This window comes from Allosphingosinicella sp. (genome assembly GCF_036402135.1).
Lineage (GTDB): Bacteria > Pseudomonadota > Alphaproteobacteria > Sphingomonadales > Sphingomonadaceae > Allosphingosinicella.
This window is the reverse complement of sequence record NZ_DASWTN010000022.1, coordinates 1-19612: the sequence shown is the minus strand read 5'-3', so window position 1 is coordinate 19612 and position 19612 is coordinate 1. Positions and strand designations below refer to the sequence as shown.

General features: G+C 63.5%; 25 protein-coding genes and 3 tRNA genes. 7 read left to right on the top strand and 21 right to left on the bottom strand.

Annotated elements, in window-relative coordinates; translation table 11 throughout:
- Positions 1–7: 7 nt before the first annotated feature.
- The 6 genes from VGD10_RS06155 to VGD10_RS06130 all read right to left on the bottom strand — a co-directional run bounded on the left by VGD10_RS06155 (position 8) and on the right by VGD10_RS06130 (position 3400).
- The gene (locus tag VGD10_RS06155; RefSeq protein WP_331039924.1) at positions 8–778 is read right to left on the bottom strand and encodes a molecular chaperone; all 771 of its coding nucleotides are present in this window, start codon (positions 776–778) and stop codon (positions 8–10) included.
- A gap of 214 nt (positions 779–992) precedes the next feature.
- Positions 993–1472 (bottom strand): DUF4402 domain-containing protein, encoded by a 480-nt coding sequence (locus VGD10_RS06150; protein ID WP_331039923.1) that lies wholly within the window; start codon positions 1470–1472, stop codon positions 993–995.
- 203 nt (positions 1473–1675) lie between these two features.
- Positions 1676–2188 (bottom strand): DUF4402 domain-containing protein, encoded by a 513-nt coding sequence (locus VGD10_RS06145; RefSeq protein ID WP_331039922.1) that lies wholly within the window; start codon positions 2186–2188, stop codon positions 1676–1678.
- Between the two features lie 16 nt (positions 2189–2204).
- Positions 2205–2558, bottom strand: a complete 354-nt coding sequence (locus VGD10_RS06140; protein ID WP_331039921.1) for a hypothetical protein — start codon at positions 2556–2558, stop codon at positions 2205–2207.
- Between the two features lie 90 nt (positions 2559–2648).
- Entirely contained in the window at positions 2649–3074 is a 426-nt protein-coding gene (locus tag VGD10_RS06135; protein WP_331039920.1) for a response regulator transcription factor, read from the bottom strand.
- Positions 3075–3112: 38 nt separating this feature from the next.
- Complete coding sequence (locus VGD10_RS06130; protein WP_331039919.1) at positions 3113–3400, bottom strand: hypothetical protein; 288 nt, start codon at positions 3398–3400, stop codon at positions 3113–3115.
- A 118-nt stretch (positions 3401–3518) separates the two neighbouring features.
- Between VGD10_RS06130 and VGD10_RS06125 the strand changes: the two genes are divergently transcribed.
- Positions 3519–5528, top strand: coding sequence for a PAS-domain containing protein (locus VGD10_RS06125; RefSeq protein ID WP_331039990.1), 2010 nt, complete (start codon positions 3519–3521; stop codon positions 5526–5528).
- 2 nt (positions 5529–5530) lie between these two features.
- On the opposite strand, the gene VGD10_RS06120 is transcribed toward VGD10_RS06125, so the two are convergent.
- A tRNA-Met gene (locus VGD10_RS06120) sits at positions 5531–5607 on the bottom strand.
- A 157-nt stretch (positions 5608–5764) separates the two neighbouring features.
- Between VGD10_RS06120 and VGD10_RS06115 the strand changes: the two genes are divergently transcribed.
- Positions 5765–6193, top strand: a complete 429-nt coding sequence (locus VGD10_RS06115) for a DUF3775 domain-containing protein (protein ID WP_331039918.1) — start codon at positions 5765–5767, stop codon at positions 6191–6193.
- Here the strand turns inward: VGD10_RS06115 and VGD10_RS06110 are convergent.
- The 3 genes from VGD10_RS06110 to VGD10_RS06100 all read right to left on the bottom strand — a co-directional run bounded on the left by VGD10_RS06110 (position 6190) and on the right by VGD10_RS06100 (position 9178).
- Positions 6190–6807 carry a 2'-5' RNA ligase family protein gene (locus VGD10_RS06110; protein WP_331039917.1) on the bottom strand — a complete coding sequence of 206 codons (618 nt, stop codon included), beginning with the start codon at positions 6805–6807 and terminating at the stop codon, positions 6190–6192. The genes VGD10_RS06115 and VGD10_RS06110 overlap by 4 nt on opposite strands.
- A complete protein-coding gene (locus VGD10_RS06105) occupies positions 6696–8621 on the bottom strand; it encodes a potassium transporter Kup (protein WP_331039916.1) in 1926 nt (641 codons plus the stop codon). The genes VGD10_RS06110 and VGD10_RS06105 overlap by 112 nt, the downstream gene beginning before the upstream one ends.
- Positions 8622–8737: 116 nt before the next feature.
- On the bottom strand, positions 8738–9178 hold the full coding sequence (locus VGD10_RS06100) for an Lrp/AsnC family transcriptional regulator (RefSeq protein WP_331039915.1): 441 nt from the start codon (positions 9176–9178) through the stop codon (positions 8738–8740).
- A gap of 134 nt (positions 9179–9312) precedes the next feature.
- Here VGD10_RS06100 and ald point away from each other — a divergent pair, with 134 nt between their 5' ends.
- Both ald and VGD10_RS06090 read left to right on the top strand, forming a co-directional pair.
- A complete protein-coding gene (gene ald / locus VGD10_RS06095) occupies positions 9313–10413 on the top strand; it encodes an alanine dehydrogenase (protein ID WP_331039914.1) in 1101 nt (366 codons plus the stop codon).
- Positions 10414–10472: 59 nt separating this feature from the next.
- On the top strand, positions 10473–10691 hold the full coding sequence (locus tag VGD10_RS06090) for a DUF3072 domain-containing protein (protein ID WP_331039913.1): 219 nt from the start codon (positions 10473–10475) through the stop codon (positions 10689–10691).
- Here the strand turns inward: VGD10_RS06090 and VGD10_RS06085 are convergent.
- Genes VGD10_RS06085 through ccmC form a run of 7 tightly spaced genes read right to left on the bottom strand, consistent with a single transcriptional unit; the run spans position 10685 to position 15466 of the window.
- Positions 10685–11347, bottom strand: a complete 663-nt coding sequence (locus tag VGD10_RS06085) for a cytochrome C biogenesis protein (RefSeq protein ID WP_331039912.1) — start codon at positions 11345–11347, stop codon at positions 10685–10687. The genes VGD10_RS06090 and VGD10_RS06085 overlap by 7 nt on opposite strands.
- Positions 11344–11748: a cytochrome c-type biogenesis protein gene (locus tag VGD10_RS06080; protein WP_331039911.1), complete on the bottom strand. Its 405-nt coding sequence runs from the start codon at positions 11746–11748 to the stop codon at positions 11344–11346. Before VGD10_RS06080 ends, VGD10_RS06085 begins: the two co-directional genes overlap by 4 nt.
- Positions 11745–12275: a redoxin family protein gene (locus tag VGD10_RS06075; protein WP_331039910.1), complete on the bottom strand. Its 531-nt coding sequence runs from the start codon at positions 12273–12275 to the stop codon at positions 11745–11747. The genes VGD10_RS06080 and VGD10_RS06075 overlap by 4 nt, the downstream gene beginning before the upstream one ends.
- Entirely contained in the window at positions 12272–14197 is a 1926-nt protein-coding gene (locus tag VGD10_RS06070; RefSeq protein ID WP_331039909.1) for a heme lyase CcmF/NrfE family subunit, read from the bottom strand. The genes VGD10_RS06075 and VGD10_RS06070 overlap by 4 nt, the downstream gene beginning before the upstream one ends.
- Entirely contained in the window at positions 14194–14628 is a 435-nt protein-coding gene (ccmE, locus tag VGD10_RS06065; RefSeq protein WP_331039908.1) for a cytochrome c maturation protein CcmE, read from the bottom strand. The genes VGD10_RS06070 and ccmE overlap by 4 nt, the downstream gene beginning before the upstream one ends.
- Complete coding sequence (locus VGD10_RS06060; protein WP_331039907.1) at positions 14625–14750, bottom strand: heme exporter protein CcmD; 126 nt, start codon at positions 14748–14750, stop codon at positions 14625–14627. The genes ccmE and VGD10_RS06060 overlap by 4 nt, the downstream gene beginning before the upstream one ends.
- Positions 14747–15466: a heme ABC transporter permease CcmC gene (gene ccmC / locus VGD10_RS06055; RefSeq protein WP_331039906.1), complete on the bottom strand. Its 720-nt coding sequence runs from the start codon at positions 15464–15466 to the stop codon at positions 14747–14749. The genes VGD10_RS06060 and ccmC overlap by 4 nt, the downstream gene beginning before the upstream one ends.
- Here ccmC and VGD10_RS06050 point away from each other — a divergent pair.
- Entirely contained in the window at positions 15465–16475 is a 1011-nt protein-coding gene (locus VGD10_RS06050; RefSeq protein ID WP_331039989.1) for a DMT family transporter, read from the top strand. The two genes, ccmC and VGD10_RS06050, sit on opposite strands and share 2 nt — an antisense overlap.
- Before the next feature lie 35 nt (positions 16476–16510).
- Here VGD10_RS06050 and VGD10_RS06045 read toward each other — a convergent pair whose 3' ends face one another.
- Together VGD10_RS06045 and VGD10_RS06040 are read right to left on the bottom strand one after the other, a co-directional pair.
- Entirely contained in the window at positions 16511–17560 is a 1050-nt protein-coding gene (locus VGD10_RS06045; RefSeq protein ID WP_331039905.1) for a Leu/Phe/Val dehydrogenase, read from the bottom strand.
- A gap of 31 nt (positions 17561–17591) precedes the next feature.
- Positions 17592–17668 (bottom strand) — tRNA-His (locus tag VGD10_RS06040).
- Positions 17669–17767: 99 nt separating this feature from the next.
- Between VGD10_RS06040 and VGD10_RS06035 the strand changes: the two genes are divergently transcribed.
- The gene (locus VGD10_RS06035; RefSeq protein WP_331039904.1) at positions 17768–18778 is read left to right on the top strand and encodes an LLM class flavin-dependent oxidoreductase; all 1011 of its coding nucleotides are present in this window, start codon (positions 17768–17770) and stop codon (positions 18776–18778) included.
- 17 nt (positions 18779–18795) lie between these two features.
- Complete coding sequence (locus VGD10_RS06030) at positions 18796–18996, top strand: hypothetical protein (protein ID WP_331039903.1); 201 nt, start codon at positions 18796–18798, stop codon at positions 18994–18996.
- A gap of 14 nt (positions 18997–19010) precedes the next feature.
- On the opposite strand, the gene VGD10_RS06025 is transcribed toward VGD10_RS06030, so the two are convergent.
- A tRNA-Val gene (locus VGD10_RS06025) sits at positions 19011–19085 on the bottom strand.
- 137 nt (positions 19086–19222) lie between these two features.
- Entirely contained in the window at positions 19223–19498 is a 276-nt protein-coding gene (locus VGD10_RS06020; RefSeq protein ID WP_331039902.1) for an HU family DNA-binding protein, read from the bottom strand.
- Positions 19499–19612 lie beyond the last annotated feature (114 nt).

Here is a 19612-nt window from a genome sequence, read left to right as displayed (position 1 = left end):
CTCCCGCCTACCTCAGCACGACCTGTGCTTCGGCCAGCAGGCCGCCGCCGTCTTCCGGCATTTCCCGATACTGGATGGTCGCCGGGCCCGCGATCGAACCGGTGACTTCCGGCAGGACGGGCAGCTTGACGATCCGGCTGCCCATCTCCTTGTAAACGGCGATGCCGCGAGCGAGCACGACCGGCTTCGTCACGCCGGGCTTCAGCACCCGCACCTCGCCGTAAAGCGAGCGGTTGCCGCTACGGGAAAGGTCGAAAGAGACCGCTTCGCGGCCGCCTTCCTTCTCGAGCTTCGGATTGGCGATCGCCGCCTGCGCCTCGAGGTTCCCGAAGCGGACGATGACCGGGATCGTGACGCCGTAGATGGGCGTCAGCGCGACGGTGAAGCCGGAGCTCGGCACCGCCTTTTCAGTCGCAGGCTTCGCGTCCTGGACGGCGCGGAACAGCAGATGGGCGCGATATTCGCCGTCGGGCAGCCCTTCCGGCGCCCGGATGCCGAGGCGGATCGCCTGCGGCTGGTTGGGTTCGAGCGTCACGCGGCGGGGCGCGTAGCTGATCATCGACAAAGCCGCCTGCTCTTCCGCCGTAGGGGCCGTCACCTCCTCAAGCTGACCCTCCTTCGTCATGCGCCGGAGCTCGAGCGAGATGCGATAGGTCGCGGTCTCGTCGCCGATATTATTGAGGATCACCTCAGTGCCGCGGGCGCCGTTCAGCACGACGCGGGTCGGCGCGACCAGAAGGTCGCCCGCGGCGGCGGCAGGTGTAGCCAACGCGGACATCAGGAAGAAAGGTGCCAGGCACGCGGCGCGGCGAGCGCGAAAGCTTCTCATGGTAAATCCCCCACGAAGCCGCTGGTCCAGTAGCGGCGATTTCAGTGCGGGTTTTACGGTATGAAAGGTTATTTTTCGGCTAATTCGCCAGGTTAAGACGCAAGAAAGCCCGCCGGCGCGCGCCGACGGGCTTTCCCTGGACCTTGGCTTTCGCCGAGGAACCTTATTGGTAGTCGACGGTGACGTTGAAGGTACCGTTATAAACGCCCTCTTCCTGGCTCGCGCCAATGTTGAGGGTGCCGCCGAACACCAGAGGCGTGCCCGCACTGCCTGATGTCGTCAGGAGCAGAGTGGCCGGAGCCGCAAAGGTGGCGCTCATGGTCGCGCTGCTGCCGACCGTCTGGTTGGCAAGCGAAACGCTGGCTGGGACGCTGACGGTCACAACGCTGTTGTTGGAACCTTCCACCTTGAAGTTGGCGGCGGTCGTCGTGCCCGAGCAGGTGAGCCCGGCTCCGCAGGTGGCGGTGCCGGCAGCATTCACCACAACGGTGGAGGCCGAAGCACCGGCAACGATGGTGCCGAAATCGAGATCCACGTTCTTGGTGAGGGCGAGCTGCTTCAGGACTTTGGCCTTTGCGCTTGCGCTGGCCGAGGCCGGAGCCGCCTGCGCCTGCGTGGCGCCAAGGCCCGTGGCCATAAGCATAGTAGCCGCAAAAGCGGCCATACGACTTGATGTTTTCATGTCTTAATCCCCACGATCCAGTTGCGCATCGATCCCCACGATCGACGTGCGAGAATGACGAATTTCGCCATTCAGAATGCCCCTCTGGCATGGAGGTCGTTTCTACTTTGCTTATCGGATTGGTTAACGGGAGCAGTTTTTCAGCCTTTTCGGCCGAAGCAAACTTACTGATAGTCGACTACAAGCAGGATGCGGCCCCGGTAATCTCCGTCGGCACTGCCCTTAACCGCCAGACGTCCGCCGAAGTTAAAGCGGAGCATTCCGTCGGGGCCTAGGCGGCTGCCGGAAGGGAGATCCGCAACCAAATCCTTTAGCTCGGCCGTGTCGCCGCTGCTCGAATGAAGAATGGTCGACGCGGGAAGTTCGAGGCGGATGGCGCGGCCCGGCTCACCGCGGACGGTGGCGGTGCCCTGAATGCCGATCCCGCCAAGGCCGACCAGATCGCCCGCGACCGAGCGGTTTCCGGTCTGCGGATCGATCTTCGCCTCGCCTCCGGACGGGCCAGCGACCACGAGACGGTCGAAATCGAGCACCGTTTCCACCTCGATCGTAAGCGGTGTTTCGGAGCTGCTAAGCGATAGATCCCGCTCTTCCGCGCAAAGCTGGCACTGAGCAAAAGAAGGCGCTGAGAGGCTGCCAAGCAGCGCTGCGGCGGCACAGAGGATCAGGTGACGCATGCGCATCATCCTGTAGTCAGGCGGCGGCCGGCGTCCGCGAAGCGGCCGCGTCCGCAGCAAGGATAGCCTGAGCGAGAAGGTCCCAATCAAGTTCCTTCTCGAAATTATAGCCGGCCCAATGGCCCGTGCAGAAGGCGACCGTCGCCTTTACGGGATTAAGCCCAGGGAGGCGCACGGTCAGCGTCTCGCCTGTTTCCGGGAGTCGGGTGCAGACGGCAATGAAGCCAAGGGTGGAGACGTCCTTCACCTGAAGAACGAACTCCGCGCCGGCTTCATCGACTGCTGCAACTTCGAAACGCACGTGCGCCTGTTCTCCGCCCCTGAAGGCGTAGACAGGAGAGACAGCTTCGAAGCGATGACAGTGTTGCATCCCCCACTCCCGGACCGGCGCCGCGGCACGCGCGGCTGCCGCCCACCCCCCACAGGTGGGCCAGAATTGCGGGGATTACGGTGAAGGCGTTTAGTTTGCGTTAACGGTGTCGAAGGCGTCGGGATGATCGAGGATGGTTTCCGCGCGATGCAGAGCATCGCGAAGCGCAGCACCTTCGAAAGGCTTCTCGAGATAATCGACGGCGCCGAGCGTCATCATCTGGACGGCAAGGTCGAGGTCGCCATGACCCGTCATGATGACGACCGGCCAATCCACCTTCTGTCTGGATAGTTCTTTCAGGACATCGGATCCGTCCATGTCGGGCATGCGCACGTCGAGAAGGATACAGCCGGGCGTGAGCTTACCGACCTCCGACAGAAACGCCGTCCCTGTCGAGAAGCTGGCAGTGGCTCTTCCGCCCGCGGCCAGCAGGAATTCTATCGATCCCCGCACATCCGCGTCGTCATCGACGACGTAGATGGTTCGGCTCTTCGTGCTCGCCTGAGCTTCATTCATCAGCAAAACTCCTTCCCAGACGGACCGTGTTCTCTTGTTTATGCATGTCCGAGGCGAAGACCCTCCCCTCGCACTTCCGCCACGTGAAGCATGCGAAGCGTCGGCCTTGAGCCGCTGTCGGGGCATATCTGCGCGGCCACAACCATCGGCGGCTGCGTCTTCGTCACCAATATGCGGACGCCATCGTCGCGAATGCCCCGATTTTCATAGGCCGCCTTCACAATGGCCTTGTGCGCCAGATCCGCACGGCTGGGATGGATGGAGGGTGCAGCAACGATCTGGCCGAACTCACCCTCTTTGGAAAACCAACGAAGAAGGGTGAGCATGAGCGCGCCTCGTTTCGCTTGTGGAACCTAACGTGCGTTGTTAGCTTTCAGTTCAACCACTTGGGAAAGGCGAACGCAAGTGCCATTCCAAAACGCAAAGCCGCTCAGCACGATTGCGATGCTCTCCGATAGCGCTATCTCCACCTCAAAGGAGCGGGAGCCAACGGCTTTCCCATCGCTGCGTACCATCATCCTTGTTCCGCTTGGCATCGTTGTCACGGCCACATTCACACTCCGTCTGGGCGCGGAAATGGGAGGATTCATGCCGCTTTGGCTTGCCTCCTCGATCCTTCTGGCCGCCCTTCTACGCAATCATCCCCGAACATGGCCTTTCCTGTCTTCTCTCGGAGCAGCCGCCCTGCTGGCGGCTTACGTTCTCGACGGGATCAACTTCGTAAATTGCCTGATGTACACGGTCGTAATGGGAAGCGAGGCGGTGCTCGTCGCCCTCGGCCTGCGGCGGTTCGCGCCGCAACAGTCCTGGTACCTGTCGGGACGGTGGATCGCCTGCTTCATTCTCCTCTCGTGCCTCGTCTGCACTTTGTCCGGCGCTCTCGGAGCGGGATATGTCGCCTACTTCTACGAAGCGCCTTTCCTCTACATGTGGCGGGACTGGATGATCAGCGACACGCTCGGGTTGCTGATCGGCACGCCCTTTCTCCTGATCTGGACCGAATCCGCCTTCCGGAGCCGCATCACGGCCTGGAAAGTGGCGGAGACGGCGGGCTGGACTTTGATCGTGGCAGGAATTTCGTACCTAGCCTTTACGAGTACACTGCCGATTTTCTTCTTAGTCTTCCCGTTTCTTGCCTTCACCGCTCTGAGGGGCGGACTCCCTGGCGCGACCGCCGCCTGTATCACCTTCGTGGGGATGGCGATGTGGCTGATGGTTCAAAAGATCGGCCCGATCGCCGATGAAAGCCTCCATCCGTTCATGCGAAGCTTCATCTATCAGCTTTATTTTCTGACGAGCCTGCTCTCTACCCTGCCGTTCGCGGTCATGATCACTCTCAGGGAGATGTTCACGGAGAAGCTGCGCGAGCAAAGCGAGATCAACGACGCAGCCCTCAGCAACATGACGCAAGGCCTTGCGATGTTTGACGCAGAGCGGCGCATGATCATCGCGAATCAACGTTATGCGGAGCTTTACCAGCTGCCCGAGGAGGCCCTTACCCCGGGCACGCCACTGTCCGCGCTGTTCCACTATCGCGTGAAGGCCGGCACCTATTGGGGCGAACGGGAGAATTATGTGGCTGCCGCCCTTCGCGAAGCGGACGTCCTGGACGTCCATCGAGAGGTTGAGCTTTACGACGGGCGGACCATCGACGTCTATCGAACGCGGCTCGGCGATGGCGGCTGGCTCGAAACTCATGAGGACGTCACGCAGCGCAAGCAGGCCGAAAGCCGGATCAAGCAGATGCAGAGCGAGTTGCTGCACGTGTCGCGGGTGAGCGCGATGGGAACCATGGGTTCCACCCTCGCCCACGAGCTCAATCAGCCGCTCGCGACCGTCGCCAATTATATCGGCGGCACCCGCGAGCTGCTGAAGTCGGGGACGGATCTGAAGGCGGAGCGGGTCGACAGCGCCCTCGCCGCGGCCGAGGCGGGCGCGCTTCGAGCCGGTCAGATCGTGAAGCGCCTGCGCGATCTCGTTTCGCGCGGTGTGGTGGCCGTTGCCAAGGAAGATCTGACGAAACTCATCGCCGATGCGAAAGTGTTGGGCCTCGTCGATGCAAGCGCGCAGGGCATAACGCACAAGGTGGTGGTCGAACCGGATGCCCGTTGGGTCCAGGCAGACCGTATTCAGGTCGAGCAGGTCCTGATCAACCTGATGAGGAACGGCATCCATGCGATGCAGCACGCGCCGAGGCGCGAAATTACCATCTCCGCACGGGCGGTATCCGACGATTTCGTAGAGGTTTGCGTGGCCGACACCGGCCCCGGCGTGCCGGACGAGGTGCTGGACAAGCTCTTCTCACCGTTCGACTCGAAGAAGGAGGAAGGGCTCGGCATCGGCCTTTCCATCTGCCGCACCATCGTCGAGGCGCATGGCGGTCGCATCACCGTCAGCAACCGGGAAACCGGCGGCGCCAGCTTCTGCTTCACACTTCCAAAATGGCAGGATTGAAATGGTAGCGGAGGAGGGACTTGAACCCCCGACACGCGGATTATGATTCCGCTGCTCTAACCAGCTGAGCTACTCCGCCCCAAGGCGTCCGGCGCTATATAGGAGGCCGGCGAGGCGCGGCTATAGGCAGGCCCGCTTTTCCGGTCAACGCCCCTTCCCTCTTCCGCTCCGGAACCGCTGCCCTCCCATATCGTTTGCGGGATGAAACGGCTGCTGCCCCACGGAGATTGAAGGTTATGGAACTGCTGACGCCGCTCGAAACGCTGTGCAGGCTGATCATCCGCGCGCGGGAGCTGGAGGCGCAGGTGCCGGCGAACGACCCCGACGAAGATCCCGACAATGTCGACGATTTCGATGATGAGGAAGGCGAGGATCAGGCGCTTTCGGTGCTTCAGGACGAGCTCAATACGGGCGTCGAGGACGAAATGCGGGCCACGCTGGACGACCTTGCCGACGACCAGCTGGCCGAGACGCTGGCGCTCGCTTGGGTAGGGCGCGGCACGTACGACGTCAGCGAGTGGGAGGATGCCTGCGCTGAGGCCAACGACATCGATCCCGAATCGCGGATCGACGAGCTTCTGGACATGCCGCTACTCGCCTCGCACCTGGAGGCGGGCCTCGCCGCCTTCGATTATAGCTGCGATGGCGTCGGACAGCTGGACTAGCCGCCGCGGAACACGTGGCGCTTCAGCGGCTCCCAAGGGCCGCCGAGATAGCGCCATGAGGCAAGGCCCCGGATGCTCAGGGGCCGCGGCTCGAACGATGCCTTAAGCTGCTGCTGAAGCGCCTTGGCGTCCCGCGGCTCCACCTTGTTCTGAATGGTGATGTGCGGCCGCCACGGCGCCTGGTCCTGCGGCGTCAGCAGCCCGCGAAACGCCTCGGCGAGATCGTAGCGGATATCCTCAAGCTCTTCGCTTTCCACGCGAAAGGCCGTGCCGGCGCCGAGGTCCATCACACCGGCCAGCATCGCCCGCGGCGGCGCGACTGAGGTGTAGGTGGCGAGGCGATGGCCGAGCTCCGCCTCGACGCCCGGCGGCAGGTGGTGGAAGAGCGTGAGATGCGCCGGCACCTGGTTTCGTTCGGGCGGGAAGTGGGTGCGGCGAAGCTCCTGCAGCCACCCATTGTCGCCATCGCCGAAGATGGCGGTGACGATGATCGGCTGCCCGCTCAGATTTCCACCTGGCTGCCGAGCTCGACGACGCGGTTCGGCGGCAGCTTGAAGAATTCCATCGCACTTTCGGCGTTGCGGAGCATCCAGGAGAAGAGCTTCTCGCGCCACAGGGCCATTCCCGGCTTGGTACCCGTTGCCAGCAAAGTCTGACGAGCAAGGAAGAAGCTCGTATCCATCATCTTGAACTGCGGTCCGCAGGTTTCCACCCGCTGAAGTGCCGCCGGAACATCTGACTCCTGCATGAAGCCGAAGCGAATGATGAGGCGGTAGAAACCGCTTCCGAGGTCCTTCATCTCGAAGCGCTTCTCTTCAGGCACGAAAGGCACGTCCTCGATCTTTACCGTGAGCAGCATCACCCGCTCGTGCAGCACCTTGTTATGCTTGAGGTTGTGGAGGAGCGCATGGGGCACGCCGTCGGGAGCCGTAGTCATGAAGACGGCTGTGCCGGGCACGCGTGTTGCGCTTCCGGCGGCGGACTTCACGAAGATTTCGACGGGCATCGATGCTTCGCGCATCCGCGCCAGCATCAGCTTTCGTCCACGCGCCCAGGTTGTAAGGAGGGTGAAGGCCACAAACCCGACCAGCAGCGGGAACCAGCCCCCGTCCGGCACCTTGGTGAGGTTCGCGGCGAAATAGGCAATGTCCACGAAGAAGAAGATGGCGAGGAGCGGAACGGCCACCCAAGGACGCCATTTCCATAGTGAGAAGAGCACGACGGTTAGGAGGCACGTGTCGATGAACATCGCCCCCGTCACTGCGATGCCGTAGGCCGCCGCAAGGTTGCTCGACGTCTGGAAGAAGAGGACGAGCAGGATCACCATCACCATCAGCGCCCAATTGATCGCTGGAATGTAGATCTGCCCCATCGCCGCCTCGCTGGTATGCTGAATGCGAAGACGCGGTATGAAACCGAGCTGGATGGCCTGCTGCGTCACCGAGAAGGCGCCTGAGATCACCGCCTGGCTGGCGATCACCGTTGCCATGGTGGCAAGGATCACGAGCGGCAGGCGGAGCATTTCCGGGGCGAGGAAGAAGAAGGGATTCTTCACCACCTCGGCCGCGGTGGCGGAGTCCAGCGAGAGGATCATCGCGCCCTGCCCCATATAATTGAGCATCAAGGCCGGCATGACGAAGAAGAGCCAGGACACGCCGATCGGCTTCCGCCCGAAATGGCCCATATCGGCATAGAGCGCCTCCGCTCCCGTCACGGCGAGCACGACGGAGCCGAGCGCGAGAAAGGCGCGCCAGCCATCGGTGAGGAAGAATTGAAGTGCGTTCAGCGGATTGAGCGTCTCGACGATGATCCCTGGCGCCGCGGCGATGTGCACGATGCCGAGCACCGACAGCGTCAGGAAATAGACGAGCATGATCGGGCCGAACAGGGCGCCGACCTTGGCCGTGCCGCGGCTCTGGATGGCAAACAGGCCGATGAGGATACCAACGGCGATCGGCAGCACCCAGGGGGCGAAGGCCGTCTGCACGGTCGTCAGGCCTTCCACTGCCGAAAGCACCGAAATGGCCGGCGTGATCATGCTGTCGCCGTAGAAGAGCGCGCAGGCGAAGACGCCGAGGAGCACGATGCCGCTCGTCCAGCGCGCCTTGCCGTCGCCGGAGCGGGAGATGAGTGCGAGCAACGCAAGGCTGCCCCCCTCCCCCTTATTGTCCGCGCGCATGATGACGGCGACATATTTCAGCGTCACCACGATCATCATCGACCAGAAGATGAGGCTCAGCACGCCGACGATGTGGAGTTGGTCAGGCGCCAGCGGATGGTGGCCGGCAAAAGTCTCGCGGAACGCGTAGATCGGGCTGGTGCCGATGTCTCCGAAAACGATGCCGATCGCGCCCACCGCCAGCTTGGCGAGCGAGCTTTGAGGATGGCGATCGACCGCGCCCGCTCCTTCTGTGCTGGAAGCGGTCATTTAGAGGTGAAACGGCTCTGGAAGAATGGAAAGAGCGGTGATCATCTTCGATCGTCTCGTGGCCCTCGGGCGGTGAGCGCCCCTAGCACTTCCCCTATCGGGCAGCAATATAGGTGTCAGGCACCTGAAATCACAGTGCGGATCGTGAATTGAGTGACGAGCCGGTGCACGCCTGGCAACGCCGACAATATCTCGCGGTGGACGCGCTCGTAGCTGTCGCTGTCCCGGACGAGCACCTTCAGGAGATAGTCGGACTCCCCGCTCATCAAGTGAGCTTCTTTCACCACTTTCGTGTTGAGCAGAGCCTCCTCGAAGGCAGCGAGCGTCGACTGGCGCTGATCGATCAGCGTCACTGATACGAATACGGTGGACGGATTGCCTTGCGCTTCCGACGACAGACGGGCGCGGTAGCCCTGAATGAGGCCACTTTCTTCCAGCAGCTTCACCCGACGATGCGTCGCCGAAGGAGAAAGGCCGATGCGTGCGCCGAGCGCCTCACTCGTCAACCATGAGTCGGCCTCGATGATATCGAGTATTTTGCGGTCCGTGGCATCCATGTGCTTCTTTTTACTAAGACGCGGCACGGAGATCAAATATTCTCCTGCCCAAGAGACCTGGCGGCAGCAAATTTGCAAACATTTCCGTGAGACATGGGAGTATGGTCCGCCCGCAAAATCCTAGGAGAATGAAGATGCGCGTGGGGGTTCCAAAGGAAATCAAAAATCACGAATATCGGGTAGGCCTGACGCCTGCTTCAGTCGCGGAGCTTACCGCTGCCGGCCACGAAGTGGTCGTCGAGACCAACGCCGGCACCGGCATCGATTTTTCTGACCAGGATTATGTCAGCGCGGGCGCCCGCATCGCTCCCAATGCCGCCGAGACGTTCGCGGCCGCCGACATGATCGTGAAGGTGAAGGAGCCGCAGGCGCAGGAAATCGCGCTTCTGGAGCCGCGCCACACCCTCTTCACCTATCTCCATCTCGCGCCCGATCCCGATCAGGCGCACGGCCTCATCAAGTCCGGTGCCACCTGCATCGCCTATGAGACGGTGACGGCGAACGACCGTTCACTGCCGCTGCTGAAGCCGATGAGCGAGGTTGCGGGCCGGATGTCGATCCAGGTCGGCGCCCATTATCTTGAAAAGGAACAGGGCGGCCGCGGTGTGCTCCTCGGCGGTGTTCCGGGCGTTGCGCCTGCCAAGGTCGCGATCCTCGGTGGCGGCGTTTCTGGCGTCAATGCGGCCCAGATGGCGGTCGGCATGCGTGCCGACGTCACCATCTACGACATTTCGAACGCGCGCCTTGCCGAGCTCGACATGTTCTTCGGCAGCCAGATCAAGACAGCCTATGCGTCGAAGGCAGCCATCGCCAGCGCGGTTGCGAAGTCGGAGCTGGTGATCGGCGCAGTGCTGATCCCCGGTGCGGCAGCGCCGAAGCTCGTCACGCGCGACATGCTGAAGACGATGAAGCGCGGCTCCGTGCTGGTCGATATTTCGATCGACCAAGGCGGCTGCTTCGAAACCTCGCGCGCCACGACGCACCAGGATCCGGTCTACGAGGTGGACGGCGTCATCCACTATTGCGTCGCCAACATGCCGGGCGCCGTTGCCCGCACCTCGGCCTTCGCGCTCAACAATGCAACTTTGCCATTCGTTCTGAAGCTTGCCAACCAAGGTGCTGAGGCAGCGATGAAATCTGACCCGCATCTTGCGAACGGCCTCAACGTTTCCGGCGGCAAGATCCGGCATCAGGCAGTGGCCGAAGCGCTCGGGCTGGAGTTCGTCCCGGCCTGAGCTTCATCGGAACAGAAGTGGAACATGGTCGTTCTTCGGCAAAAGCTAGAGGAACGATCATGTCCGACAATGTGAATAATGCGCCGGAGGGCAATGCCGCCAAGGATCCGGACGACTGGACCACCGGCGACGAAGCCATGACCGGCGCGCAGGCCTCCTATCTCAAAACGCTGAGCGAAGAGGCCGGCGAGGAATTCGACGAGAGCTTCACCAAGGCGGAGGCGTCAAAGCGGATCGACGAACTGCAGCACGAGACGGGCCGCGGCATCGATCATTGAGGCGGCGGCGTGGCTCCCGGCCGCGGCAACCCGCTCATGGCGCGAAGCTGGTCCAGAACCTCGAGGCGCTCGGCAATGACCGGGCGCCAGCTTGCCCCTGCCGGCGCCTGCGCGAGGGTTCGGCGCCAGACGCGCTCCCCCTCCTCCACCTGACCGCTCTGGATGAGGCTGAGGCCGTAGAAGAAAGGTGCAGCGGGATGCTCGGGTGCGAGCGCCGCGGCGCGGCGGTAAGCAAGCCTGGCCGCTTCGTTCATCGTGCCGCCGCCATGCAGCACGAGCGCGTTGCCGAGGCCGGTCCAGAGGGCGATGTCGCGCGGGGTGGTTCGAAGGCCGGCACGGATGATGCCGACGGCCCCGCCCGTGTCGCCGCGGCGCTGATAGCCGTCCGCGATGATCAGCCAGCGCTCGGAAGAGGTGAAGCGCTCGAAAAACTCCTTTCGGAGTATAGCGAACGCTGTGTCGGGAAGCTGCTGGCGCCCCTTGGAGGCGGCGGGGCGGCTTTCGAGCGCGGGCCTTCCCTGCCACGCGTAGCCGGCCATCGCGATCAGGACCGTGGCCGCCGCCATCTGGAGCGCACCGCCGCGAAACCCAGCAAAACGCCAGAGCAGGAGCAGCAAGGCCGCGCCGAGGAGCAGAATGCCGAGCCAGCCGATCATTGCCTCCGCCTCCGGAAGCGGCCGCGCGCGAGCCACGCGCCCAAGGCCAGCAGCAGGATCGGCGCCGCCCAAAGCGGCCAGGTCACCGGCTCGATCGGCGGATCGTAGCTCACCCAGTTGCCGTAACGCTGGATCAGCCAGCGGCGGATATCCTCAGGCCTCTCGCCCCCCGCAATGCGCTGACGCACCAGCGCCCGCATGTCGCCCGCCATCTCCGCATCGCTGTCGGCGATCGACTGCCCCTGACAGACGAGACAACGGAGCGTTTCCATCAGCGCCTTCGCCTCCCGCTCCTGCCGAGGGTCCGGCAGCTGGCGGTAAGCATATTCAGCTGGCGGCAGCCCCGACTGCGCGAAAAGCGGCGCCGGCACGAGCAAGGCGAAAGCCAGAAGCAGTCTCACTTCGCCGCCTCGTAGGCGGCCAGTATCTCCGGTACATCCTCCGCCTTTATGTCGCCGATATGCTGATAGCGGATGGTCCCACTGCCATCGACGACGAAGGTCTCCGGCACACCCGAAGAGCCGAGCGCGAACTGGACCTGGCTTGCCACGTCCGACCCGATGTTGCGGTAGGGATCGCCCCAGCGGCGGAGGAATTCTTCTATGTCTTCAGACTTGTCGCGGATGGCGATGGCGTCGATCGGCACGCCGCGTTGCTCAAGCTCCAGAAGCTGCGGCGCTTCGGCGATGCAGGGTACGCACCAGCTTGCGAAGATGTTGATGACGCGCGCCTCGCCCCTCGCATAGTCGGCGCTCTTCACCGACGGCCGTCCCTCCAGCGCCGCGGGCAGCGTGAATTCGGGGAGCTTCTGCCCGACCATCTTCGAGCGGACGATCGCCTCCTGCCCACCGCTGCCGAGCCGCATCGCCACGGTCACGATGAAGATGGCGAACACCGCCAGGGGGAGCCACAGGATCAGCTTCTTCATGCTTCCGCTCCCCGCCAGTGCGGCTTCCGCTCGCGGGCGATACGACCGACGAGCGACAAGAGGCCGCCGAGCGCGATGAGGCCGCCGCCGAACCAGATCAGGGTTACCCAGGGCTTCCACCAGAGCCGCAGCTGCCAGCGGCCCGGCTCCTGCTCCTTGCCGACGACGGCGTACAACTGCCCGTTGAAACGGGTGTCGATGTCCGCTTCGCTCGTCTCGGTCGCAGGCGACGCGAAGGTACGGGCCTGGGGCGTCAAGGCGATCGCCGCGCCATTGCCGAGCCGTGCCGTGAGCCGCGCCTCGACCGCCGTCCAGTTCGGCCCGGCAATCGGCTCGACGCTTTCAAAGCGGACATTGAAGGGGCCGACCTGCGTCCGCTCGCCAAGCCGGGCCGCGATCAGCGTCTCCTTCGTGAAGGCGCTCTCCGACGCCATGCCCGCGAGGCTGACGGCAATGCCGAGATGCGCGACCACCATGCCCCAGGTGAAGAGCGGCGTCCGTCGGAGGTTGCGGCCCCAGAGCGGCGCAATGCTCGCGGCGCCGACGCCGAACGCAAGCGCGAGGCCGAGCAGCGGCAATGTGCGGATGTCGGGCGCGGCAATCAGGACGGCAATAATCAGGAACAAGGTCAAAAATGCGGGAAGGTGGATGCGGCGGAAGAGCTCGGCCATCCGGTCCCGCCGCCAGCGGAGCAGCGGCCCCGCCGCCATGATCGCGACCAGCGCCAGCGCAAGGGGACCGGCGGCCGTATTGAAATAAGGTGGCCCCACCGACAATTTCTCCCCTGTCGCAGCCTCCACGCCGAGCGGATAAAGCGTGCCGACCAGAACGATGCCGAGGATCGCCGACAACAGCAGGTTGTTGGCGACCAGCGCCCCTTCTCTGCTGACCGGCTCGAATGTCGACCCCTCCCGCACCGTGCCGACCCGAAGGCCGAACAAGGTGAGCGCACCGCCGATATAGAGGCCGAGCAGCACAAGGATGAAGAAGCCGCGTTGCGGATCCACGGCGAAGGCGTGGACGCTGGTGAGGATGCCGGAGCGGACGAGAAAGGTGCCGACCATTGACATGGAGAAGGCAACCACCGCCAGCATCACCGTCCAGGCGCGGAGCCCGTCCCGCGTCGCAAGCACCGTCACCGAGTGGAGCAAGGCCGTCGCGGCAAGCCAGGGCATCAAGGAGGCATTTTCGACCGGGTCCCAGAACCACCATCCGCCCCAGCCAAGCTCGTAATAGGCCCAATAGCTTCCGGCGGTGATGCCAAGCGTCAGGAAGATCCAGGCGGCGAGTACCCAGGGCCGCATCGCCCGGGCAAAGGCGGGGCCAACGTCGCGGGTGACGAGCGCGCCCACTGCGAAGGAAAATGCGATCGAGATGCCGACATAGCCGAAGTAAAGTGTCGGCGGATGGAAGGCGAGGCCGGGGTCCTGCAGCAGCGGATTGAGCCCATTCCCCTCGATCGGCGCAGGGTTCAGCCGCTCGAACGGGTTGGAAGCGAAGAGGAGGAAGGCGTAGAAGCCGAGCCCGATCGCCGCCTGCGCCGCCAGCGTCGCGATCAGCGTCCGCTCGTGGAGGCGCCGCTCGAAGATCGCGACCGCCGCGCCGGCTACGGCAAGCACCGTCACCCAGAGCAGCATCGACCCTTCGTGATTTCCCCATGCGCCGGCGAACTTGTACAGCCATGGCTTCAGCGAATGGCTGTTAGACGCGACCAGCTTCACCGACAGGTCGGTGGCAAGGAACAGCTGAATCAGCGCGAGGAAGGAAAGAGCCGCCAGCACGCCCTGTGCGATGGCGATCGGCCGGACCGCCCCTGCAAGTTCCTCGCCGTCCGCACGCAGCGCGGAAGCGCCAAAGAAAAGCTGGAGCAGCGAGAGCGCCGCCGCCAGCCATAAGGCCGCAAGCCCCGCCTCCGCGATCACTTCAGCGTCTCGGTCTTGTGCCGCTCGCCGGCAAGCTCCGGCGGCATGTAATTCTCATCATGCTTGGCGAGGATCTCGTCCGCGACGAAGCTCCCGTTCGGCTGGAAACGTCCCTCCGCGACGACGCCACTGCCCTCCTTGAAGAGGTCGGGGACGATGCCGGTGAACCGCACCGGGATTGTGGCGTTCGTCTCGTCCCCGACGATGAAGTTGATCGTCACCCCGTCGGGCGACCTCCTTATCGATCCTTCGCGCACCATGCCGCCGATCCGCACTGCCCGATCGAGCGGCAGGCCCTTCCGGGCCACATCGGCGGGCGCGTAGAAATAGGCGGCCTGATCCTTCAGGGCCGACATGGCGAGCAGGACCGCTCCCAGCATCGCTCCGATGGCGATGAGGAGGAGCGTCAGGCGCTGATGCTTGGCCTTCACTTCTTGAGGCGCTCCGCTTCCGCCTCGGCGCGGCGCATGGCGAGCCAGCTCTGCGCGGTGAGGCCAAGAGCGCCGACAAGGGCCACGGCATAGGCGCCGACGATGAACGGCCAGTGGTTCATGCCGCCATCCTCCGCATCCGCGCCTCGACCTTGGCGCGGGCGAGCGTCGCCCGCATCCGCATCAGCACGATGGCGCCGAAAAGGAGCGTGAAGCCGAGCGCCGAGACGAGGAGCGGCCAGCGCATCGCTGCATCGATGCTCGACCCGCCGCCGGTGAAGCTGATGCTCTGCCCCTGGTGGAGCGTGTTCCACCATTCGACCGAATAGCGGATGATCGGGATGTTGATAGCGCCCAAGAGTCCGAAAACGGCCGTGATCCGCCCCTCCCCGCCCCGCTCCCGGTCGGCATCGGCAAGCGCGATATAGCCGAAATAGAGGAAGAGCAGGACCAGCATCGAGGTCATGCGGCCGTCCCATTCCCAATAGGTGCCCCAAGTCGGCCGTCCCCAAAGCGAGCCCGTCGCGAGACAGATGGCCGTGAACAGCGCCCCCGGCACCGCAACCGCGCGTCCGGCCACCGCGGCAAGCGGATGGCGCCAGACGAGCTGCACGAGGCTGGCCACCGCAATACCGGTCCAGCCCGCCATGCCGAGCCAGGCGGCCGGCACATGGACGTACATGATGCGGACGCTCTCGCCCTGGAGATAATCCCGCGGACTGAGGAACAGCCCCGCCCCCGACCCGAGCGCGATCAGCAGCAGCCCGCCCCACAACAGGATAGGGGTCAATGGGCGCGCGATCTTCAGGAAACGAGCGGGATTGGCTAAGATATGCATGGAACCGCGCCCGTTTAGCCGAGGAGAATGTCGCAGGCAAAGCAAATGCACCCTTGCCTTTCTTCGCACATGCAGCAAAGCAAGACCCGCCAAAACTTTAGGAGCCCGTTTGCAACAGCGGCAACATAAACTGCTCGGGATCGGCCTCCGGCTCGCCGCTACAAGTTGCTTCGGTCTAATGGCAGCCCTTATCAAATTGGGCCACGAAGCTGGCGTCCATGTCGTTGAACTGGTCTTCTACCGCTTCGCCTTCGGCCTGCCGCCGCTCCTTCTGTGGATTTTCTGGTCGAGGAACTTTGCAGCTTGGCGCACTGAGCGGCCATTGGCCCATCTGTGGCGCTCGGCGCTAGGCCTAAGCGCGATGGGCTTGTCCTTTACTGCCTTGGGCTACTTACCTCTTGCCGAAGCGACAACAATCGGCTTTGCCGCGCCTCTTTTCGCCGTGCTTCTTTCGGCTCTTCTGTTCAAAGAACAAGTGGGGCTGCATAGATGGAGTGCTGTTGTAGCCGGTTTCGCCGGAGTATTGCTCGTCATGCAGCCGGGCAACAATCAGCTCCCGATGATGGGCCTTTCCCTAGCTGTCCTGTCGGCACTAGCCGTAGGGGGAGTGACAGTCACCGTGCGGGAGATCGGCAAGACCGAAGGCACGCAGACTACGGTTCTGTGGTTCACGGCTATCGCCATTCTGGCGACAGGCCTCTTGATGCCGTTTGTCGCCACCACACACGATCTTCAAACTTGGATGATCCTTGCGAGCCTGGGACTAGTCGGAGGATTGGCGCAACTGTTCCACACCGCTGCGCTCCGCTTCGCACCAGTTCCCGTGCTCGCGCCTTTCGATTATTCGCAGCTTCTCTGGGCGGTGCTGCTCGGCTGGCTGATCTGGGACACCCACGCACCCGCGAGCACCTGGGCAGGCGCCGCCGTGATCATCGCCAGCGGCCTCTACACCGTCTATCGCGAGCACCGGCTCGGCCGGGATAAGCCGAAGACGGCTCCGCCGCTCTAGAACCCCCTCCAAAGTGGTACTTTGGAGTGTACCCCTCAGCCGCGGCCGATCAGCCTTTGCGCCATTGTGTCGGCGACGTCGGCCGGATTGCGGCCGGTGGCGTCGCTCTCGTCCCAGATGCTTTCCAGGCGCCCGGGAATCTGCTCGATCTTCGCCTTCACCCCCGCTTCATCCGCGTCCTTCAGATATTCGGACGCGACGTTGATGATACCGCCGGCATTGATGACATAATCAGGTGCATAGAGGATGCCGCGCGCATGAACGCGGTCGCCGTCGGCTGGGGTTGCAAGCTGGTTATTGGCGCCGCCGGCGACAATCGGCACGCGAAGCGCGGCGATGCTCTCCTCGGTCAGGATGGCACCGAGCGCGCATGGGCTCAGCACGTCGGCTTCCATCGACAGGATCTGGTCCGGCGCGACGACGCTGCCGCCAACTTCGTCGGCAAGCTTCTGCGCCCGCGCCTGATCGATATCGGCAATGCTGATCCGTGCGCTTTCCTTCGCCGCATGACGGGCGAGGCCGCCGGCAACGCTGCCCGCCCCCTGAATGGCGATGTGAAGACCGGAAAGACTGTCGCGGCCGAGCTTACGCCGGACCGCTGCCTTCACGCCGAGGAATACGCCGTAGCTGGTGTGCGGGCCCGGATCGCCGCCGACTGCACCCGCTGCGACCGGCAGACCGGAGACGAACTTCGTATATTTTGAAACTTCCACAAGATCGGGAACTCCGACACCGACATCCTCGGCCGTGACATAAGCGCCGCCGAGCCGATCCACCCCTTCGCCATAGGCGCGGAGCATCTCCGGCGTCTTGGCGCGGCTTTCGTCTGCGAGGATGACGGCCTTGCCGCCGCCTAGCTTCAGGCCCGCCATCGCATTCTTGAAGCTCATGCCGCGCGACAAGCGAAGGGCATCCGAGATCGCCTCGCCCGGCTTTGCGTAATGCCAGAAGCGCGTACCGCCTGCGCCCGGGCCGAGATGCGTCGAATGGACTGCGATGATGGCCTTAAGACCCGATTTCCTGTCGGTTACGAAATGCACGACCTCATGGTCGTCGAAATCGGGATATTCCCACGGCGACTGCATTGACTGTCCTCGGCAATCTTTTGAAGAGAAGTGGGGCGATCGACGGGACTTGAACCCGCGACCCTCGGTACCACAAACCGATGCTCTAACCAGCTGAGCTACGATCGCCACAAACGTTTGGAACGCGCGCCGCACATAGGAGCCGCCCTGCCCCAGCGTCAAGGAATAGTGTCTGGCGCGCCGGCCATCCGACCCCATATCGCATCAATGATCCCTTTCTCTATCCTCGATCTCGCCCCCATCGTCGAAGGCGGCACTGCCGCGGACGCATTTCGCAACGCGCTCGATCTAGCGCAGCATGGGGAGGGTTGGGGCTATCACCGCTTCTGGATGGCCGAACATCACAGCATGCCAGGCGTCGCCAGCGCGGCGACCGCAGTGGCGCTGGCGCATATCGGAGCCGGCACGTCCAGGATACGCATCGGCGCGGGCGGGATCATGCTGCCCAACCATTCCCCTCTGGTGATCGCCGAACAGTTCGGGACGTTGGAATCTCTCTATCCGGGCCGCGTGGATCTCGGTCTCGGCCGTGCACCGGGTACGGACCAGGCCGCAGCCTATGCGCTCCGCCGCAACCTCGAGTCCGATGCCAACCGGTTTCCGCGCGATGTCGTGGAGTTGATGGATTATTTCAAAACTGCCGAACCCGGTCAGCGTGTGCGGGCAATCCCCGGCGAGGGCCTTCGCATTCCGGTCTGGATCCTTGGATCCAGCCTTTTCGGCGCACAGCTCGCGGCCATGCTCGGCCTCCCCTATGCCTTCGCCTCCCATTTTGCTCCTCAGCAGATGATGGAGGCGATCCACGTCTACCGCAGCAGCTTCAAGCCTTCGGAGCAGCTGAGCCGGCCCTATGTCATGCTGGGCTTCAATGTATTCGCGGCCGATACGGACGATGAGGCACAGCTTCTCGCCACGTCGCTGATGCAGGCCTTCGTGAACCTCCGCACCGGCACCCCGACGCCACTACAGCCCCCGAAGGCAAACTATCTGGAGGAGCTGGCGCCGGCCTATCGCTCGACGCTGGATCACGTCCTTTCCTGTTCGGCAATCGGCTCCCCGGTCACGGTCAAGCGGGAAATCCGCGAGTTCGTCGAGCGAACGGGCGCCGATGAGCTCATGATCACCTCCCAAATCTACGATCACCAGGCGCGGCTTCGCTCGTTCGAAATCGCGGCTCGGCTTATGGGGGAACAAGAGCCGATCTCGCTCGCTTCCTGACACAAAGGATCATGACCATGGCCGATGACAGGAACAAGATCAGCAACGGGCCGAACGAGCGTGCGGTGAACGAGACCATCGCCGGCACCGGCCCCGGCATCCCGGACGATGCGCGAGGCCCCGACGAGGAACTGCCCGAGCAGCCGAGCGACGAGGAAGTGGCGCGGGTGGCGGAAAAGCTCGGCGCCAAGGATATTGCCGGCAGTGCACGCCACTGATCAGTGTACCGGCGTGGTGGGCGCGGTAGGGATTGAACCTACGACCCCACCCGTGTGAAGGGTGTGCTCTACCACTGAGCTACGCGCCCACGCCGGAAATCCGCCCGTATGTGACGGAGGAAGGCGGCTCATTCGCCGCCGCCGCGGACATAGTGAAGCGGTTCTTCACTGTCCAGCATCGGCAAAAGAAAAGGCCGGCTGCGCCCCCGCAACCGGCCCATAATCGTCAGGCGTTGACGGAATCCTTAAGGCCTTTGCCGGCCTTGAACTTCGGCTGGGTCGACGCCTTGATCTGCATCGGCTCGCCGGTACGCGGGTTGCGGCCGGTCGACGCCTTGCGCTGGCTGCAGGAAAAAGTGCCGAAACCGACGAGTCGGACTTCGTCGCCGCGCTTCAGGGCCGCGCCGATCGCGTCGAATACCCCTTCGACCGCCTTCATCGCATCGCCCCTGCTGAGGCCGGTCCTGTCGGCGACCTGCCCGATAAGCTCCTGTTTGTTCATCGATCACCCCTGTCAGAATCACTCTCGGCGGATGCCGGAACGCACATCTAAGATCAGGAGCGGGAGCCGAGTCAAAAGGAAAGCGCGGTTTTACGTGGAAAACCCCGCCCCAAT

What these genes read in the sequence shown, in the direction of transcription:
- VGD10_RS06155 (WP_331039924.1), bottom strand. Translation starts at nt 778, where the DNA reads ATGTCCGCGTTGGCTACACCTGCCGCCGCCGCGGGCGACCTTCTGGTC.
- VGD10_RS06150 (WP_331039923.1), bottom strand. Translation starts at nt 1,472, where the DNA reads ATGCTTATGGCCACGGGCCTTGGCGCCACGCAGGCGCAGGCGGCTCCG.
- VGD10_RS06145 (WP_331039922.1), bottom strand. Translation starts at nt 2,188, where the DNA reads ATGCGTCACCTGATCCTCTGTGCCGCCGCAGCGCTGCTTGGCAGCCTC.
- VGD10_RS06140 (WP_331039921.1), bottom strand. Translation starts at nt 2,558, where the DNA reads ATGCAACACTGTCATCGCTTCGAAGCTGTCTCTCCTGTCTACGCCTTC.
- VGD10_RS06135 (WP_331039920.1), bottom strand. Translation starts at nt 3,074, where the DNA reads ATGAATGAAGCTCAGGCGAGCACGAAGAGCCGAACCATCTACGTCGTC.
- VGD10_RS06130 (WP_331039919.1), bottom strand. Translation starts at nt 3,400, where the DNA reads ATGCTCACCCTTCTTCGTTGGTTTTCCAAAGAGGGTGAGTTCGGCCAG.
- VGD10_RS06125 (WP_331039990.1), top strand. Translation starts at nt 3,519, where the DNA reads ATGCTCTCCGATAGCGCTATCTCCACCTCAAAGGAGCGGGAGCCAACG.
- VGD10_RS06115 (WP_331039918.1), top strand. Translation starts at nt 5,765, where the DNA reads ATGGAACTGCTGACGCCGCTCGAAACGCTGTGCAGGCTGATCATCCGC.
- VGD10_RS06105 (WP_331039916.1), bottom strand. Translation starts at nt 8,621, where the DNA reads ATGACCGCTTCCAGCACAGAAGGAGCGGGCGCGGTCGATCGCCATCCT.
- VGD10_RS06100 (WP_331039915.1), bottom strand. Translation starts at nt 9,178, where the DNA reads ATGGATGCCACGGACCGCAAAATACTCGATATCATCGAGGCCGACTCA.
- ald (WP_331039914.1), top strand. Translation starts at nt 9,313, where the DNA reads ATGCGCGTGGGGGTTCCAAAGGAAATCAAAAATCACGAATATCGGGTA.
- VGD10_RS06090 (WP_331039913.1), top strand. Translation starts at nt 10,473, where the DNA reads ATGTCCGACAATGTGAATAATGCGCCGGAGGGCAATGCCGCCAAGGAT.
- VGD10_RS06085 (WP_331039912.1), bottom strand. Translation starts at nt 11,347, where the DNA reads ATGATCGGCTGGCTCGGCATTCTGCTCCTCGGCGCGGCCTTGCTGCTC.
- VGD10_RS06075 (WP_331039910.1), bottom strand. Translation starts at nt 12,275, where the DNA reads ATGAAGAAGCTGATCCTGTGGCTCCCCCTGGCGGTGTTCGCCATCTTC.
- VGD10_RS06060 (WP_331039907.1), bottom strand. Translation starts at nt 14,750, where the DNA reads ATGAACCACTGGCCGTTCATCGTCGGCGCCTATGCCGTGGCCCTTGTC.
- VGD10_RS06050 (WP_331039989.1), top strand. Translation starts at nt 15,465, where the DNA reads ATGGAACCGCGCCCGTTTAGCCGAGGAGAATGTCGCAGGCAAAGCAAA.
- ccmC (WP_331039906.1), bottom strand. Translation starts at nt 15,466, where the DNA reads ATGCATATCTTAGCCAATCCCGCTCGTTTCCTGAAGATCGCGCGCCCA.
- VGD10_RS06045 (WP_331039905.1), bottom strand. Translation starts at nt 17,560, where the DNA reads ATGCAGTCGCCGTGGGAATATCCCGATTTCGACGACCATGAGGTCGTG.
- VGD10_RS06035 (WP_331039904.1), top strand. Translation starts at nt 17,768, where the DNA reads ATGATCCCTTTCTCTATCCTCGATCTCGCCCCCATCGTCGAAGGCGGC.
- VGD10_RS06030 (WP_331039903.1), top strand. Translation starts at nt 18,796, where the DNA reads ATGGCCGATGACAGGAACAAGATCAGCAACGGGCCGAACGAGCGTGCG.
- VGD10_RS06020 (WP_331039902.1), bottom strand. Translation starts at nt 19,498, where the DNA reads ATGAACAAACAGGAGCTTATCGGGCAGGTCGCCGACAGGACCGGCCTC.